The organism is Thermococcus sp. EP1 (genome assembly GCF_001317345.1).
GTDB lineage: Archaea > Methanobacteriota_B > Thermococci > Thermococcales > Thermococcaceae > Thermococcus_A.
Genome location: NZ_JXCG01000004.1, coordinates 1 through 14,716, shown reverse-complemented (window position 1 = coordinate 14,716; position 14,716 = coordinate 1). Strand labels below are relative to the sequence as shown.

Annotated in this window: 17 protein-coding genes, 1 tRNA gene and 1 pseudogene; 13 read left to right on the top strand and 6 right to left on the bottom strand. The window is 38.6% G+C overall.

Annotation, left to right across the window (positions count from 1 at the left end):
• Positions 1 to 52 precede the first annotated feature (52 nt).
• From EP1X_RS04480 to EP1X_RS04465, 4 genes are all read left to right on the top strand, one after another.
• Positions 53 to 283 carry a FeoA domain-containing protein gene (locus EP1X_RS04480; protein WP_055282135.1) on the top strand — a complete coding sequence of 77 codons (231 nt, stop codon included), beginning with the start codon at positions 53 to 55 and terminating at the stop codon, positions 281 to 283.
• Positions 283 to 2,328, top strand: coding sequence for a ferrous iron transport protein B (gene feoB, locus EP1X_RS04475; RefSeq protein WP_172672598.1), 2,046 nt, complete (start codon positions 283 to 285; stop codon positions 2,326 to 2,328). Before EP1X_RS04480 ends, feoB begins: the two co-directional genes overlap by 1 nt.
• Before the next feature lie 19 nt (positions 2,329 to 2,347).
• The gene (locus EP1X_RS04470) at positions 2,348 to 2,599 is read left to right on the top strand and encodes a helix-turn-helix domain-containing protein (protein ID WP_055282133.1); all 252 of its coding nucleotides are present in this window, start codon (positions 2,348 to 2,350) and stop codon (positions 2,597 to 2,599) included.
• Positions 2,600 to 2,686: 87 nt separating this feature from the next.
• Entirely contained in the window at positions 2,687 to 3,928 is a 1,242-nt protein-coding gene (locus EP1X_RS04465) for a sugar phosphate nucleotidyltransferase (RefSeq protein ID WP_055282131.1), read from the top strand.
• A gap of 47 nt (positions 3,929 to 3,975) precedes the next feature.
• On the opposite strand, the gene EP1X_RS04460 is transcribed toward EP1X_RS04465, so the two are convergent.
• Entirely contained in the window at positions 3,976 to 4,776 is an 801-nt protein-coding gene (locus EP1X_RS04460) for a diadenylate cyclase (protein WP_055282129.1), read from the bottom strand.
• Positions 4,777 to 4,909: 133 nt separating this feature from the next.
• On the opposite strand from EP1X_RS04460, the gene EP1X_RS04455 reads away from it, so the two are divergent.
• From EP1X_RS04455 to cyaB, 3 genes are read left to right on the top strand one after another with little or no spacing between them, the layout of a single operon-like run.
• The gene (locus EP1X_RS04455) at positions 4,910 to 5,443 is read left to right on the top strand and encodes a UbiX family flavin prenyltransferase (protein ID WP_055282127.1); all 534 of its coding nucleotides are present in this window, start codon (positions 4,910 to 4,912) and stop codon (positions 5,441 to 5,443) included.
• Position 5,444: 1 nt separating this feature from the next.
• Positions 5,445 to 5,927: an Lrp/AsnC family transcriptional regulator gene (locus EP1X_RS04450; protein WP_055282126.1), complete on the top strand. Its 483-nt coding sequence runs from the start codon at positions 5,445 to 5,447 to the stop codon at positions 5,925 to 5,927.
• Between the two features lies 1 nt (position 5,928).
• Positions 5,929 to 6,447 carry a class IV adenylate cyclase gene (gene cyaB / locus EP1X_RS04445; RefSeq protein WP_055282124.1) on the top strand — a complete coding sequence of 173 codons (519 nt, stop codon included), beginning with the start codon at positions 5,929 to 5,931 and terminating at the stop codon, positions 6,445 to 6,447.
• Here the strand turns inward: cyaB and EP1X_RS04440 are convergent.
• Together EP1X_RS04440 and EP1X_RS04435 are read right to left on the bottom strand one after the other, a co-directional pair.
• Positions 6,434 to 7,627 (bottom strand): redox-regulated ATPase YchF, encoded by a 1,194-nt coding sequence (locus EP1X_RS04440; protein WP_055282122.1) that lies wholly within the window; start codon positions 7,625 to 7,627, stop codon positions 6,434 to 6,436. The two genes, cyaB and EP1X_RS04440, sit on opposite strands and share 14 nt — an antisense overlap.
• 9 nt (positions 7,628 to 7,636) lie before the next feature.
• Positions 7,637 to 8,689, bottom strand: coding sequence for an aminopeptidase (locus EP1X_RS04435; protein WP_055282120.1), 1,053 nt, complete (start codon positions 8,687 to 8,689; stop codon positions 7,637 to 7,639).
• Positions 8,690 to 8,818: 129 nt separating this feature from the next.
• Between EP1X_RS04435 and EP1X_RS04430 the strand changes: the two genes are divergently transcribed.
• The 4 genes from EP1X_RS04430 to EP1X_RS04415 are packed head-to-tail and all read left to right on the top strand — an operon-like array spanning position 8,819 to position 11,741.
• A complete protein-coding gene (locus EP1X_RS04430; protein ID WP_055282118.1) occupies positions 8,819 to 9,049 on the top strand; it encodes an LSm family protein in 231 nt (76 codons plus the stop codon).
• A gap of 17 nt (positions 9,050 to 9,066) precedes the next feature.
• Positions 9,067 to 9,255 (top strand): 50S ribosomal protein L37e, encoded by a 189-nt coding sequence (locus EP1X_RS04425; protein ID WP_055282116.1) that lies wholly within the window; start codon positions 9,067 to 9,069, stop codon positions 9,253 to 9,255.
• A 53-nt stretch (positions 9,256 to 9,308) separates the two neighbouring features.
• Positions 9,309 to 10,316, top strand: coding sequence for an ABC transporter substrate-binding protein (locus EP1X_RS04420; RefSeq protein ID WP_055282114.1), 1,008 nt, complete (start codon positions 9,309 to 9,311; stop codon positions 10,314 to 10,316).
• A 60-nt stretch (positions 10,317 to 10,376) separates the two neighbouring features.
• Complete coding sequence (locus EP1X_RS04415; RefSeq protein ID WP_055282112.1) at positions 10,377 to 11,741, top strand: MATE family efflux transporter; 1,365 nt, start codon at positions 10,377 to 10,379, stop codon at positions 11,739 to 11,741.
• On the opposite strand, the gene EP1X_RS04410 is transcribed toward EP1X_RS04415, so the two are convergent.
• The 3 genes from EP1X_RS04410 to EP1X_RS04400 form a co-directional block, all read right to left on the bottom strand.
• A complete protein-coding gene (locus EP1X_RS04410) occupies positions 11,742 to 12,881 on the bottom strand; it encodes a tRNA (guanine(10)-N(2))-dimethyltransferase (protein WP_055282110.1) in 1,140 nt (379 codons plus the stop codon). It lies immediately after the preceding gene.
• Positions 12,882 to 12,912: 31 nt separating this feature from the next.
• Positions 12,913 to 13,176 carry a 50S ribosomal protein L35ae gene (locus EP1X_RS04405; protein WP_055282108.1) on the bottom strand — a complete coding sequence of 88 codons (264 nt, stop codon included), beginning with the start codon at positions 13,174 to 13,176 and terminating at the stop codon, positions 12,913 to 12,915.
• 63 nt (positions 13,177 to 13,239) lie between these two features.
• A tRNA-Phe gene (locus EP1X_RS04400) sits at positions 13,240 to 13,316 on the bottom strand.
• A 138-nt stretch (positions 13,317 to 13,454) separates the two neighbouring features.
• Here EP1X_RS04400 and EP1X_RS04395 point away from each other — a divergent pair.
• Together EP1X_RS04395 and EP1X_RS04390 are read left to right on the top strand one after the other, a co-directional pair.
• Positions 13,455 to 13,970 carry an Hsp20/alpha crystallin family protein gene (locus EP1X_RS04395; protein ID WP_055282107.1) on the top strand — a complete coding sequence of 172 codons (516 nt, stop codon included), beginning with the start codon at positions 13,455 to 13,457 and terminating at the stop codon, positions 13,968 to 13,970.
• Between the two features lie 85 nt (positions 13,971 to 14,055).
• Positions 14,056 to 14,716 (top strand): annotated as a pseudogene (locus EP1X_RS04390) (AAA family ATPase); the annotation flags it as partial.

Sequence of the window (14,716 nt, the reverse complement as noted above, 5' to 3'; positions counted from 1 at the left end):
GGGACTCTATACACTCTATAAATGGAATTAGGCTTACCTAACGGTGATGCTCATGTATGTACGATTAGCTCAGATGCGGGAAGGAGAACATGGGGTTGTAGTTGATGTACAAGGGGGACATAGGGCCAGGCAACGACTTTTGGGGATGGGGATTGCTCCAGGAACTAAAATAGTAGTTATAAAATCTGGAAATCCTGGACCATACATAGTGGGTATTGGAAATACACGTCTTGCTATAGGAAGTGGAATTGCAGAGAGGATTATTGTAAGGAGGGGATTCTAGTGGTTTCCTGCTGTGATGTTAAAGAGGTTTCCAAGGAGAAAAAACGAGGGTTGAGAGTTGTAGCATTATCAGGTAATCCAAATGTAGGAAAGACTACAATATTCAATAGATTAACTGGGTTGAGACAGCATGTAGGAAACTGGCCTGGTGTAACTGTTGAGAAAAAAGAAGGAATAATGAAGTATCATAATGAGGAGTTTTTAGTTGTGGATTTGCCTGGGACTTATTCTCTCACTGCTAATTCTATTGATGAACTCATTGCAAGGAATTTCCTACTCAGTGGGAATGCTGATGTTGTGATAGATATTGTTGATGCTTCCTGTCTTATGAGAAATCTCTTTTTAACAATGGAGATATTTGAAATGGGGGTAAAAAACATAGTAATTGCTCTTAACAAGATAGATACTGCAAAAAAGAGGGGAATAAGCTTCGATGTGAGAAAAATGGAGAAAGTATTGGGAGTCCCAGTGGTTCCCACTAATGCTAAAGAAGGAATGGGATTGGAAGAGTTAAAGAACGTAGTATATCTGATGACAAGGGGAAAGATAACTACAAATCCAATCACTCCAATTTATGAAGATCCTATAGAAAAGGAAATAGAGCATATATCAGCGATTTTAAGGGAAACACCCCTGGCGCAGATTTATAATCTTAGATGGCTTTCTATAAAACTTCTCACGAGGGATCAGGAAGTAATAAAGCTAGTGTTGAAATATCTAGGACCCGGAAAAATGGATGAAATACTTACCCATATAAGTGAGCTGGAGGTTCATTACAAACGTTCTTTGGATATAGTTATTGCAAATCAAAAGTATGAATTTATTGATAAGCTAATGCACCAGTTTGTTCTTCAATTTGGAGAAATTAAAGATACTTTCAGTGATCACGTGGATAGGATTCTTACACACCCTGTTTATGGGATCTTGGGTCTTCTTGCTGTGTTTTATGTTTTATTTAAGTTCGTATTCACGATTGGAACTCCATTGCAAGAATTTTTAGATAGTACTTTTACATCTTTTGGTGAATTTGTAGCCTCTCATATAGGAAATGAGACGATTAGAGGACTGGTCGCTGATGGAATCATAGGTGGAGTTGGTTCAGTACTAAGCTTTTTCCCCTTAGTCTTCTTACTCTTTGTTGCAATGTCAATTCTTGAAGATAGTGGATACATGGCAAGAGCAGCCACTGTTATGGAAAGGATTATGCGAAGATTTGGACTTCCTGGAAAGAGTTTTATTCCAATGGTACTTGCGTTTGGTTGTAATGTCCCAGCAATAATGGCTACAAGAACTCTGGAGGACGAGAGGGATAGAATACTTACCATGCTTGTAAATCCTCTTGTACCATGCAGTGCAAGAATGGTTGTGATAACATTTTTAGCGGGCGCGTTTTTCACTGAACACAAGGCCCTTATTGCTGTAGGGATATATGCAATTTCACTCTTTCTTGCTCTCCTCTCAGGTTTGTTACTTGGGAAGTTTGTTGTCAAGGGAGAGGAGAGTCCATTTGTAATAGAGCTTCCTGAGTACTCTCTACCTTCATGGAAGATCGCTATAGTTCACTCTTGGGAAAGAAGCAAAGAATTTCTAAGAAAAGCAGGCACAGTGATACTTTTTGGTTCAATAGCAATATGGTACTTGAGTAGTTATCCACAATCTATAGGGAGCGGCCTGAGCTATGCAGAAAAGCTTGGAATGTTCTTTGAGCCGTTTACAAGATTGATGGGGCTTGATTGGAAAGCAGCAGTAAGTTTGATTTTTGGCATAATTGCAAAGGAAAACGTTATTGCAACTTATGGAATTATATACGGGATAGGGGAGAGTGAAGAGGTTTTAATAACACTAATGCGAACTGCAATGACTTCATTACAGGCTTTTGTTCTTGCTTTGGTAACTACCCTATATATTCCATGCATAGCTACTATTGGAGCAATAAGAGCAGAAGGAGGAAACAAATGGGCATTAGTTGCTACAGTATACAATCTAGTACTGGCCAGTCTCATAGGGATCTTGGTTTACAATTTGGGCCGTCTTCTTGGCTTTTGATTTATTTTAGGTGGTTGGTATGGGGAAGTTAGATGAAGTATTGGCTTTAATAAAAGAGGGAAGTAGAACAGCTGGGGAAATAGCCCAGCGGTTAAACTTAAGTATTGAGGAAGTAGAGGGTATAATAAGGATCCTCGAGAGTTTAGGGTATGTCGAGAAGATTAATATGAACCCTTCATGTAATACTTGCCCATTGAAGAAAATATGTTCTGGTAGTTGTGTTGTGTTTAAAGGGAATATCTATGAAGTTAAGAGGGATGACGAAAAATAGACATTTATTGGAAAGGTGTCCATTAAGGGCATATTTAATACACGTAAAATATTTAAGCTCCTATCCCGATGTATTATTGGTGATGATATGAAGGCAGTTATTCTTGCTGGTGGTTTTGGAACAAGATTAAGGCCACTCTCCTCAACCAGACCTAAACCCATGATTCCAGTTCTTGGTAGGCCAAATTTGCAATACATTCTTGAGAACCTGGAAAAAATACCCGAAATTGACGAAATTATCCTTTCAGTCCACTATATGAGGGGTGAGATTAGAGAGTTCATTGAAGATAAAATGAGTGATTACCCAAAAGACATTCGCTTTGTTAACGATCCAATGCCTCTAGAAACAGGTGGGGCACTCAAAAACGTTGAAGATGTTGTAGACGACGAATTCCTAGTTATCTATGGTGATGTGTTTACCAACTTTGACTTTGAGGCACTTATAAAGGCTCACAAAGAGAGGGAAGGTATTATAACAGTAGCCCTTACGAAGGTTTATGATCCTGAGAAATATGGTGTTGTAGTCACGGATGAAGAAGGGAAAATAGTTGATTTTGAAGAGAAGCCACTAAAACCAAAGAGCAATCTTGTAGATGCTGGAATTTACATGGTCAGTAAAGAAGTTCTCAAAGAGATACCCAAAGGAAAAGAGGTCTATTTTGAGAGAGAAATCCTCCCCCGATTCGTTGCTCAGGGATTAGTGTATGGTTACATGATGCCAAGAGAGACTTATTGGGTGGATCTAGGAACTCCAGAGGATTTCTTCTATGCTCATCAATTAATACTTGATGAAATTGCAAAGAATAATGGATATTATACAGTTAAAGAGGATGCTGAGGTTCCTGAGGATGTGGAGATACAAGGCCCGGTTTACATAGATAGTGGCGTAAAAATAGGCCATGGGGTCAAGATTAAAGCATATACCTACATTGGACCAAACACAATTATAGAAGATAGGGCTTACATTAAGAGATCGATTCTTCTAGGATACGACATAATAAAAGAGAGAAGCGAGCTAAAGGACTCAATACTCGGAGAAGGAGTCGTGATTGGGAGAAATGTTATCCTGAAAGAGAATGCTGTGATTGGAGACTATGCCAGGATATATGATAACCTTGTCATATATGGCGCTAAGGTATTGCCTTGGAAGAAAGTGGAAGAATATGAAGCTTACTTAAAGATAAAGTTAGATCCAACAAAAGTTAGGCCTGAACTTACACCAGAGAGATGTCCTTTAGGGCTACCCGAGTGTATTTATACGAAATTTAAAGCAATAGCGACAGAGAAGCCACCATGTGATGAATGTATTGAGAACCAATGGCTCTTCTGAGCTTTACCTTTTTTAAAATTTTACCGTTAAAAGAAAGATAACTCAGTTTAATGCAATCTTGGGTTGTATTCAAAGATAATTTTTCCATTTTTAAACACTCTAACAATTCCACTTTCCGACACAGTTATTACAATAGCTTTTGTTAGCTTGGAAATTCCCGCAGCTGCTAAATGCCTCCCTCCTAGTCCTGAAGGGACGTGAACATTTATTTTCTTAAAGTCAATATCAAGATACCTACCTGCACATAATACTCTGCCCGACTTGTTTATAATAAATGCTCCGTCTAAGAATGCGAATTCCTTTATTATCTCCCTCGTATTCCGATCTAGGATATTTATTTTGTATCCCTTGAATGGGTTAGGAACCATCTGATGAGAGTGGCGGATAACGTTTCGTGTATCTCCTATTACAAATATAGTCCCAACCGGTTTTCCTTCTCGGCCTTCTAGACTTAATTCTATTGCTAGTTCAAGGACTTCTTGGAAAATATGCTCTATTTGTGAGAAAAACTCATCTCGCACTTCAACGGTCTTTTCAGCTTTTTGAATCCCAACTGTTGAAGGGGTGACATAGACGAAGAGTTCGCCTTCTTGGATTATTCCATTGGCTATCATAAAGCTTGAAGCTAGATTCACAAGGTTTTTTGATCCGAGAGATAAAGGTAGAGGAAGATGTTGAAAGTTAGAAGATTCTTTATCGGACTCTTTTCCGATTATAAGAATAGGAATTTTCATTTTGGGTCGATACTGAGGAGGAATCCCAATTATAACTAATGCTTTAGCATCTAGAGCATTTGTGATTTCTATAGCTTTTTTGAGTAGTATTCTAGCATGTTCACCCTCTTTCATCTCCTTCCCTAATTTAAGTTATAAGTAGTGGGTATTTATAAATATTTTTTAAATAAGTAAGTAGCGCCTTGAACGTTAACAAGTGTTTTAAACAGTGAGTGCGGATTTCTATTTAAGTGGAGAGGTGTGAATTATGAGAGTGGTGATTGCAATTACTGGTGCAAGTGGTGTAATTTATGGAGTCCGTTTAACAGAAGTTTTAAGGGACTTAGGTCATGATGTTATCTCGATTGCATCAGAGACTGGTTTAAAAGTCATAAAACATGAGTTGGGTGTTGATTTTGAGCCTGATTTTCATGAGCGTGATTTATTTGCCCCCATAGCTTCGGGGTCTTATAAATTTGATGCTCTTGTAATTGCTCCATGTTCAATGAAAACCTTAAGTGCGATAGCAAATGGGTTTGCTGATAACCTTATCACAAGAACAGCTGATGTGGCTCTAAAGGAACGTAGAAAACTAATTCTTTTGGTTAGAGAGACTCCTTTGAACCTAATTCACCTCGAAAATATGTTGAAAGTTACCCAAGCTGGAGGAGTTGTCATGCCAGCATCTCCAGGCTTTTATCATCACCCCCAAAATTTAAACGATATAGTTAATTTTATAATTGGAAAAATTTTAGACATTCTTGGAGTCTCTCATAATTTATACAAAAGATGGGGGGAATAATGTGGTATATCTTGATGACTTGGATAGAGAAATTTTGAAGCTTCTAAAAGAAGACGCCCGTATAACAATCTCTGAAATTGGTGAAAGACTTGGTAAGCCTGAATCTACCATCCATTTCAGGATAAAGAAACTTATTGAAAGAGGGATCATAGAGAGGTATACTATAGTCTTAGGTGAGAGTGCCAGGCCAAAAGAAATAGCTTTTGTAATTTTAGAGTTAGAAAAACCTGTTATTGAAGATTTCCTAAGCAAGTATCTTGAATATGTTTCACGAAATTTAGCAATGCTACCTCATATTCTGTTAGTTGGAAAGACTAAAGATGAACGGATAATTGCACTAATTGGTGCTGAGGATAAGGAGGAACTTACAAAGTTCATTGAAGAAAATATTAAAAGCATACCTAGTGTAAAAGAGGTTTTAGTTTATCATGTTGAAGACTTCAAAAAGGGAGAGGAAATTAAGGGCCTTTTAATAGGGATCTAGGATGGAAATTGAAATTAAATTTAGAGTCGACTTCAATGAGATTAGAGAGAAGATAGAAAATCTTGGAGCGAGGCTGATTAGGGAAGAAGTGCAAGAGGATTTATATTTCTCTGTTCCTCTTCCAAGACTTCTTCGCATTAGACATATCATTAATCTAGGGGAAGTAATTTTAGGCTATAAAGAGATCCAAGACGAGAAGAATGAAGAGTTTGAGGAGATAGAAGTCAAAGTCGAGGACTTTGAAAAAATGAAGGAAATCTTAACTCGACTTGGCTTTGGAGAAGACGTGTGGGTTAAGAAGCATAGACTTGTCTATAAGCTCGACGACGTGACTTTTGAACTTAATAAAGTCGAAAATCTTGGGGACTTTTTGGACATAGAAGTCATAGGAGAGGATGTGAGAGAAGCTAAAGGAAAAATATGGAAAATTGCTCAAAAACTTGGGTTAAACGAGTCAGATGTTGAATCAAGGCTTTATCAACAACTTATGAGAGAAAAAAGAGAAGCTACCTTGCAGTAGCAACGATTTTTATTATGTCGTTAAATTGAAGCTCATGATCTTCACCCACTCTTCTGTGGATTTTTGCATTTACAGCATACAAGAAGCTTTTTCCTAGGTCAGTGTGCACTTTATAAGCTAGATCTCTTGGAGTAGATCCCTTTTTCATCAGAAACACGTGGGGTAAAACATTTCCGAATTGATCTGTAAGTTTATGTTCATCTTCGACGGGATAAACTGGGACTAGTTGAAGGAGTTCAAAAACAGCCCTATTTATGACTTCCTGAATTCCGGTAGAGCCAAACCTTTCTAACACTCTTTCTCTGATGAGTTCTAATCCATGTTTTTGTTTTTCGTTGAGAGATTTTAGTACAGTAAAATCATTATCGCCAGGGATATATTCAATGTATCCTGCTTTTGCTGCTTTTCTTAGAGTAAGTTCTGCAACTGCAGAAGTTGGGACCACTATGTACCCTCTCTTCTTTCCCTCCTCTATAAGCCGTTTTATTTCGTCATCACTTGTTGCATCGGCTTTATTAGCAGCTATTATCATAGGTTTGTTTATTTTCCTGAGTTCTTTCACGAAATTAAAGAGATCGTCCTCTTTCCAAACAGTGGGGTCATCGTTTAGTCCTACCTTGTGAAGGGCTTCGAGTACGTCTTCCTCACTAACTCCTATCCCAGTTAATTGCTCTGCAATTGCCCTTGATAGTTTTAAGCCTTGCATTTTTATTCTCTTTGCGAATTTATCCCAATTTTTCTTAAGGATTCCATATATCCAGTAGTCTATTTCTTTTTCTAGAAATTCTATATCTTCCACAGGATCATGATAATCAGTGGTTTGTCCTTCAACGTCTGTTTTTCCAGTTGCATCTATAACGTGGATTAAGGCAGCAGCCATTCTTAAATCGTCTAGGAACTTATTCCCGAGACCTCGTCCTTCATGAGCTCCTGGGACAAGTCCAGCTACATCTATCATTTTTATCGGGATTAGGGCTACTCCATTTCTGTAATCATAATTCTGGGGATTTGGTGTGCACCCAAGTTCTTTACAAGGATGTTCAGCTGTTGCATGGCTTACTCCGATATTTGCTCCAATAGTCGTAAATGGGTAGTTAGCTATTTGCACATCTGCAAGGGTCGCTGCGGCAAAGAAAGTCGACTTCCCAACGTTTGGTTTTCCTACAACCCCTATCTCCATACTACCACCTCAGAATATCGTAAAGTTACCTTTATCCATAATTTTCTCTCCATCCACTTCTACGGTAGGATTCCATACCAAACAATCATAGTGGTTTAAAGCTGGAGCATCATTGTCATAGTTGGCTCCGATTGCTATGTGGATGGTTTTTCTTATTTTTTCGTCCTCTAATAGTTTGCCTGACATCTGAGCTCGTGGGTTTAATCCTATGCCGAGTTCTCCAAGATGCCATGAGTTTTTGGCATATTCTTCTTTCTCCATTTCTAGAGCCATCTTTTCTGCATTCCTTATTGCTTCTTCAAGTTTTTTAGCTTCATCTTTGCCTTCGATCCTGACTATAAAACCGTTTTCTACATACACTTTAACAGGTTCTTTTGGGATAATACTCTCTCCTCCCAACCCTAGGGTTCCATCAAAAACTATCACACCATCACTCTTTCCAATTGCTGGGGAGATAAAAACTTCTCCTGCTGGGAGATTTCCCCCACGGCCGGGCTTTCTAAAGTCTCCATCATCTTTTAAAGGTCTCCTGCCTTTTATGTTTATCCATAAATCTGTTCCTTTTTCTGTTGTTATGTGTACTTCTTTTCCTTTAGCTAAAATCTCTGCCAAAATATTGGCTTCTTCTCTGAGTTTGATATAATCTATGAGCACACTGCGAAGATAGATTTCTTTGGTAATACCTGGACTCCAAAAGCTTCTAATTCTTTTATCTCCTCTTAGAAGTTTTTCAAATATGTGAGTGTACTTCTTGTTGTCTCTACCAATATAACCGATGTTGAGACCATAAGCATCTTTTCCAAGCTTCTTCTCACTAATAGAAAGTACAATATCAGGGCCTGATTTGATGGCTTCAATAACTGCCCGTTCAGCATAGTCTAAAGATCCCTTTGGTTCTTGGATAATAATAGTGGGCTTTGCTTTGAATTCTTTTGCAGCATTGAAGAGACTCAGAGAAATATCAAAAACTTCTCCGGGGTTGGTGATTATTAATATCTCTTCTCCACTCTCCACTGCCAAAACGTCTTCCATGACTTTTCTGGATACGTTGAGTAGATCCATATTTTCACCTCCACTTTCTTTATAATGCACACCTTAATTAGGATTGTGCCTAATAAGAGAAAGAGTTATAAAGCAAGGTTCCCGTTATCATTGTGAACTCTATCTTTGATTATTTGGGAGGGAAGAAAAATGGCGGAAAGACCACTTGATGTTATACACAAGTCACTCGACAAGGAGGTTTTGGTAATCCTCAAGAGAGGAGCCGAATATAGAGGAAAGCTCATTGGTTATGACATCCACTTAAATGTTGTCTTGGCTAATGCTCAGCTTATTGAGGATGGCGAGCCAAAGAAGAATTACGGTAAGATAGTGATCAGAGGAGATAACGTGTTGGCTATCTCCCCAGTTGAGATAGAATGAGCGAGAGGTGAGGTTTCGTGGGAAGTGGAACAGCTCCACATGGAAAACGGAATAGAACTCCCACTCATATAAAGTGCAGAAGATGTGGAAGGAAATCCTTTAACACTAGAAAGGGTTACTGTGCTGCATGTGGCTTTGGGAGGAGCAGAAGGCTTAGAAAATACAGCTGGAGTCACAAGTGGAAGAAAGCGAAAGGTATTCTTTAACTCTTTTCACTATTTTCAAAAATTATAAAAACATGAATTCTTAAGGTACTTTCATGAGTGCTAAAGGCGATATTTTGGCTTATCTCACAGCAAAAGGTCATGAGGGAATACTCCAAAGCGAGCTTTATAGGCTTAATTATTCTAGATCCACAATTGTTGAGGCTATTGAGAGTTTAGAAAAAGAAAAGAAGGTAATTAGGAAAGAAATTGGTAAAAAGGCCTATCGCATCTGGCTTGTCGAAGAAGCTCCCTTTCCAATAGAGGGAGTTCTCAGACTGGGACTTTTGAGGGCTGTTGAATATCCTCATGCAATTTTAACAGCTAAGGATCTTGAGAGAGAGTATGATGTAAGAATTTTGGTATATAACAGTGCTATTGAGCTAACAAATGCATTGGCCTTGGGAAAAGTTGATTTGGCGTGTTCTCCCCTTATTACACAGGTTCTTTTTGGTCTTCTTACCAAAAACCTAAGAATTGCTGGTGGTTGTGGATTTGGAGGAAGTGGAGTCGTATTAAAAGGAGATTTAAAGGAAGGTATAAAGATTGGTTCTTCAGAACTCTCTACAATGGAGACAATGCTGAAGCTCTTTTTGGAAAAGCATGGGCTTGTAGATAAAGCTAAAGTAATCTATTTCAAAAAACCCGAAGAGATCGTAAAATCATTTTTAGAGGGCGAAATAGATGCTCTAAGTATATGGGAACCATATTTAAGCAGCTTAGAAAAAGAAGGGTTTAAAGTCTATAGATATGTTGAACTGTTTGGTCTTTATCCTTGTTGTGCTTTGGGAGTCAATTATGAGTTCTTTAAGATTAACAAAGAAATTTTCTACAAATTCATGGATTATTATAAAAAGAATACTAAAAGCCTTAAACAACGAAAAGAAGAAGCCATACGTTTAATGGAAATGGTTTTTGGGTTTAAACAGGAGCAGATAAGAAATGGGTTTGAAGGATTTGTTTATGATTACAGACTGAGTAAGGAGCAGGTTGAATCTGCTTTAGAACGATTTGGACTTAAGGTGTTCAATTTGGATCCTCTTCTTTTGCCAAAAGATTTTTAACCTCTCAGATCCTTTTATATCTTGCCTCTAATCGTTAAGACAATAATCTGAGTGGGATCCATGGATGGCGAATTAAGAAGAAGATTGTGGGCTCTTGCGTGGCCTGCCATTCTGGCCAATATTGGACAAACTCTTGTCAACCTAGTGGATATGATAATGGTAGGACAACTAGGGTCTTTAGCCATAGCAAGCGTGGGCCTTGGAGGTCAATTTTCCTGGTTTATGATGCCCCTCATGTTTGCTATTTCTACTGGGACTCTGGCCTTAGTTGCAAGGTTTGTAGGGGCGAAAGATTTTGATATGGCCGAAAAAGTGCTTGAACAAAGTATATATCTAGCTTTTTTCATGAGTATTCCGGTAATGCTCTTTGGAGTTTTCTTTGGAGATGATGCCCTCAAAATAATGGGGGCAAGTGAAGATGTCATAAAACTTGGTTATTCCTACATAAGAACATTTTTCATTTTTTATCCAATTAATTTCATGGCATTTGCAGCTTTTAGTGCCCTTAGAGGGGCTGGAGACACAAAGACACCAATGAAATTAAGTCTATTAACTAATGGGGCTAATGTTTTCTTGAATTATGGTCTAATCTTTGGGAAGTTTGGGTTACCGAGGCTTGAAGTGGTAGGTGCTGCATTAGCCTCAGGCCTCTCAATTTTGCTTGCCTTTATTGTTGGGTTGATTCTTTTCCTTAGGGGGTCCTTGGTTTTAAAATTCAAGCCTGCCTTCAAGCCTGACTGGGAAACCATAAAAAGGATCCTCAGAATTGGAATTCCTGCTACAATTGAGAGAGTTATTTTCAGCTTCTATAACTTCCTCTACATAAGCATAGTGACCCGTTTTGGTACTATAGCATTGGCAGCTCATCAGGTGGGCTTGAGAGTAGAAAGTATAGCTTATATGCCGGCTTTTGGTTTTAATGTCGCTGCCTCAGCTTTGGTTGGTCAAAGCCTTGGAGAGGGAGACCCTGAAAAAGCAGAAAGAGTTGTTTATGAGGCCCTTAAAATGGTTTCAGTGTTTATGGGTATTATGGCAATAATTCTGGTGGTATTTCCTAACTATCTCGTGATGCCATTTGTTACAAGAAGTGACCCGGACTATGCAGAGGTTTTAAGGTTGGCTAGTATATATCTGATAATCGTTGGAATAAGTGAGATACCTCTTGGATGGACGTTCGTTTTAAGTGGTTCTCTTAGAGGAGCTGGAGATACAAAGAGTCCAATGTATGTAACGGCAATAAGTAAGCTCTTTTTCAGAATAATTCCATCATATATCCTTGGGTTTGGGGTCTCATTTTGGATTATTCACATCAAAGGAATGGGGGTTATTGCAGCATGGCTTGCCATGACGTTAGAAACATTCACAACAGCAATCTTTTTCTGGTGGATATTTAAACGAGGTGGTTGGAAATATATAAAGGTCTGATCATTGGAGGAGTTTTAACGTTTCCAGAACTATTTCAAAAGGTGCATCCGTTTTTATTGCAGTTGGAGAGAAATGTGTTCGACTCGTTCTATACCCTTTCTCCTGGAGTATATTGCACACATCTGAGAGCTTTCTTACTTCAAGAGAGTTTCGTCTTGCGAGAGCGTGAAAATCATAGAAAAACGGAATATTGAGTTCATCTTTGATAATACTCAGGAATTTGAGAAGCTTGTTCTTTTGGGGTAATTCGGCTTTTTCAGCTTTTTCTATCATTTTTTCTATGAACTTCTGTTCTTTGAGAGGGCCGAGCCATAAGGGTCCAAAGGCCCCTTCTCTGCTTGGAAGAAAATTCCTTTCAATTTCGAACCTTCCTGTTTTGGGTTCAAAATATACATATCCCATATTTTTGAGGGATTTATCACCTTCTTTTGCGCCATCTCTAAGTTGTAAAAATGCTCTAAAGTAGTGATCTTTGTAATAGGCAAAGAGAACATTGATTCCGAGATCATATTTTACGGCATATCTAGCGATAGCTCCTATCAGAATTCTCAGGCCACTTTCATGGCAGAGCTCGCCTCTTAGAGGTTTTGAGTTATACTTTCTGAGACATGCTTTTGGATGGGCTCCACAGAGAGGAGCAGTGTCTGTAGCGGTAACTGCTAGAACTCCTTTTCGTTTAACGCTTCTCAGCGCTGAATCAAGGAACTCCATCGGAGAACCAAATGGGTCAAGATCCACAAAGTCGAAATATCTGAATTTTTCAGCCATCAAGAGATTCGCATCTTTATTAGTAGCAATTATTTCTTTTTCCCCTTTTATTCTTGTCATTTTGTCATCTAAGGTGAGTTTTTCTCCAAAATTAATCTTTAGGTTTTTAATAATGAGCTTAAAGGCATCAGGATTTATATCATTAAGCCATATCTCTTCTGCATTAGTCTCCAAAGCATACCTTATTCCTCTAATACCTGTGGCTGAGAGGGCATCTAAGACTGTTTTGGGACTTAAAACTTGTAAAACAAGGACACTTAAATCCCTATTTAATGTCATGGCAGGATTATAAAAAACAGGAGCATCATAAATACGCTCTGCTTTAGGTATAAAAATTTCTGCTTTTCCTTCTTTAATATTAACAAGTTTCATCAAGTTACCTCCAAAAAGAAGGAAAGAAAGGTCATTTTATTTCAACGTAGTCTCCAAGGGCTTGCCCTGGTAATGGTCTCTCAAACCTTGCTTTTACTTCTCCTCTAACTCCATGAGTTCTGGTGATTTTGCCCACGAGGAGCTTACCACTAGGACTCTTCCAGAAGACTTTCTTGCCAATCAATGCTGCTGCTTGCTCTTTACTCTCAATTCCAAGTGGTTTGATAATCATGTGGTTCTTGTGTAGGTGTTCTTTACTTCTCATGTAGCTTAGTACAATCCCTTTCATTATCATCACCGGAAATCACTATGGAGAGTGGCTTTTAAACTTTTATGTTTCCATAGAACAGGAAAAACGTGGTGGGGCGAGGGGGATTTGAACCCCCGACACCCGGATCTTCAGTCCGGCGCTCTCCCAGGCTGAGCTACCGCCCCATGTCCAAACTATAGAAGGTCTAATCCGCTTTATAAATCTTGCGGTAATTTAATCTTACTTAAGTATACTAAAATCGAAAAATTTATAAGGAGTTGATATTTTAATAACTATCGGTAACCAAAAGATGTAAGGAGGTGATGAAGGTGGCGAGAAGATGGTGGAGGAGAGACCTCTGGGACCCCTTCGATATAATGAGAGAAATACAAGAAGAGATTGATGCAATGTTTGAAGACATATTCAGGGGGCCCAGACTATGGAGTTATAGAAGATTTAGTGAGCCAAGAGGAGAATTTGAGATAAGAAGCGAAGGAGTTTGGAGAGAGCCCTTTGTAGATATCTTTGACACAGGTGAAGAATTCATAATCACAGCCGAATTACCGGGAGTCAGAAAGGAAGACATTAAAGTCAGAGTAACTAGCGACGCTGTTTATATTGAGGCCCAGGTGAAGAGAGAACACGAACTTGAAAAAGAAGGAGCAGTGAGAATTGAAAGGTATTACAGTGGTTATAGGAGAGTTATCAGGCTTCCTGAAGAGGTTGTAGCAGAAAAGGCAAAGGCTAAATATAACAATGGTGTTCTTGAGATAAGAGTTCCTAAGAAATATCCAACCAAGAAAGAGGAGAAGGGTGGTTTTGAGGTTAAGATAGAGTGATATTTCATTATTTTTTAATTTGATTAAATAATTAAATAATGTTGGATTCACGGTCATTTAATAACTAAAGAAAGAGGTGATATAAATGAGTGATAGGAATGAGATTAAACTTAAAGTAGCTTCCGCTTATCAGAGGGATGTTGGTAGAGGGATAGTTAGGATTGATAGGAGTGCAATGAGAAAGATTGGAATTCAACCAGGCGATATCATTGAGGTTATAGGTACTAAAAATACAGCTGCAGTAGTCTGGCCAGCTTATCCAGAAGATGAAGGATTAGAAATTATCAGAATGGATGGTACGATAAGAAAGAATTCTGGGGTTGGCCTTGGGGATGAGGTAACTATAAGAAAAGCAGAAGTTAAAGAGGCCCAAAAAGTAGTTTTGGCCCCAACAGAGCCGATTAGGTTTGGTCGGGACTTTGTTGATTGGCTTCACTCTAGATTGGTTGGGAGACCAGTTGTTAGAGGCGATTATATCAGAATTGGAGTTCTTGGTCAAGAGCTTACGTTTGTAGTTACAGCAACTACTCCTTCAGGTGTAGTGCAGATAACAGAGTTTACAGAGTTTGTGATCTCTGAGAAGCCAGTTAAGGAGGTAGCAAAAACACCAGCTCTTGGGGTTACTTATGAGGACATTGGTGGTCTTAAAGACGTGATACAAAAAATTAGAGAAATGATTGAGCTTCCCTTAAAGCATCCGGAAGTATTTGAGAAGCTTGGAATTGAACCGCCGAAGGGTGTTCTAC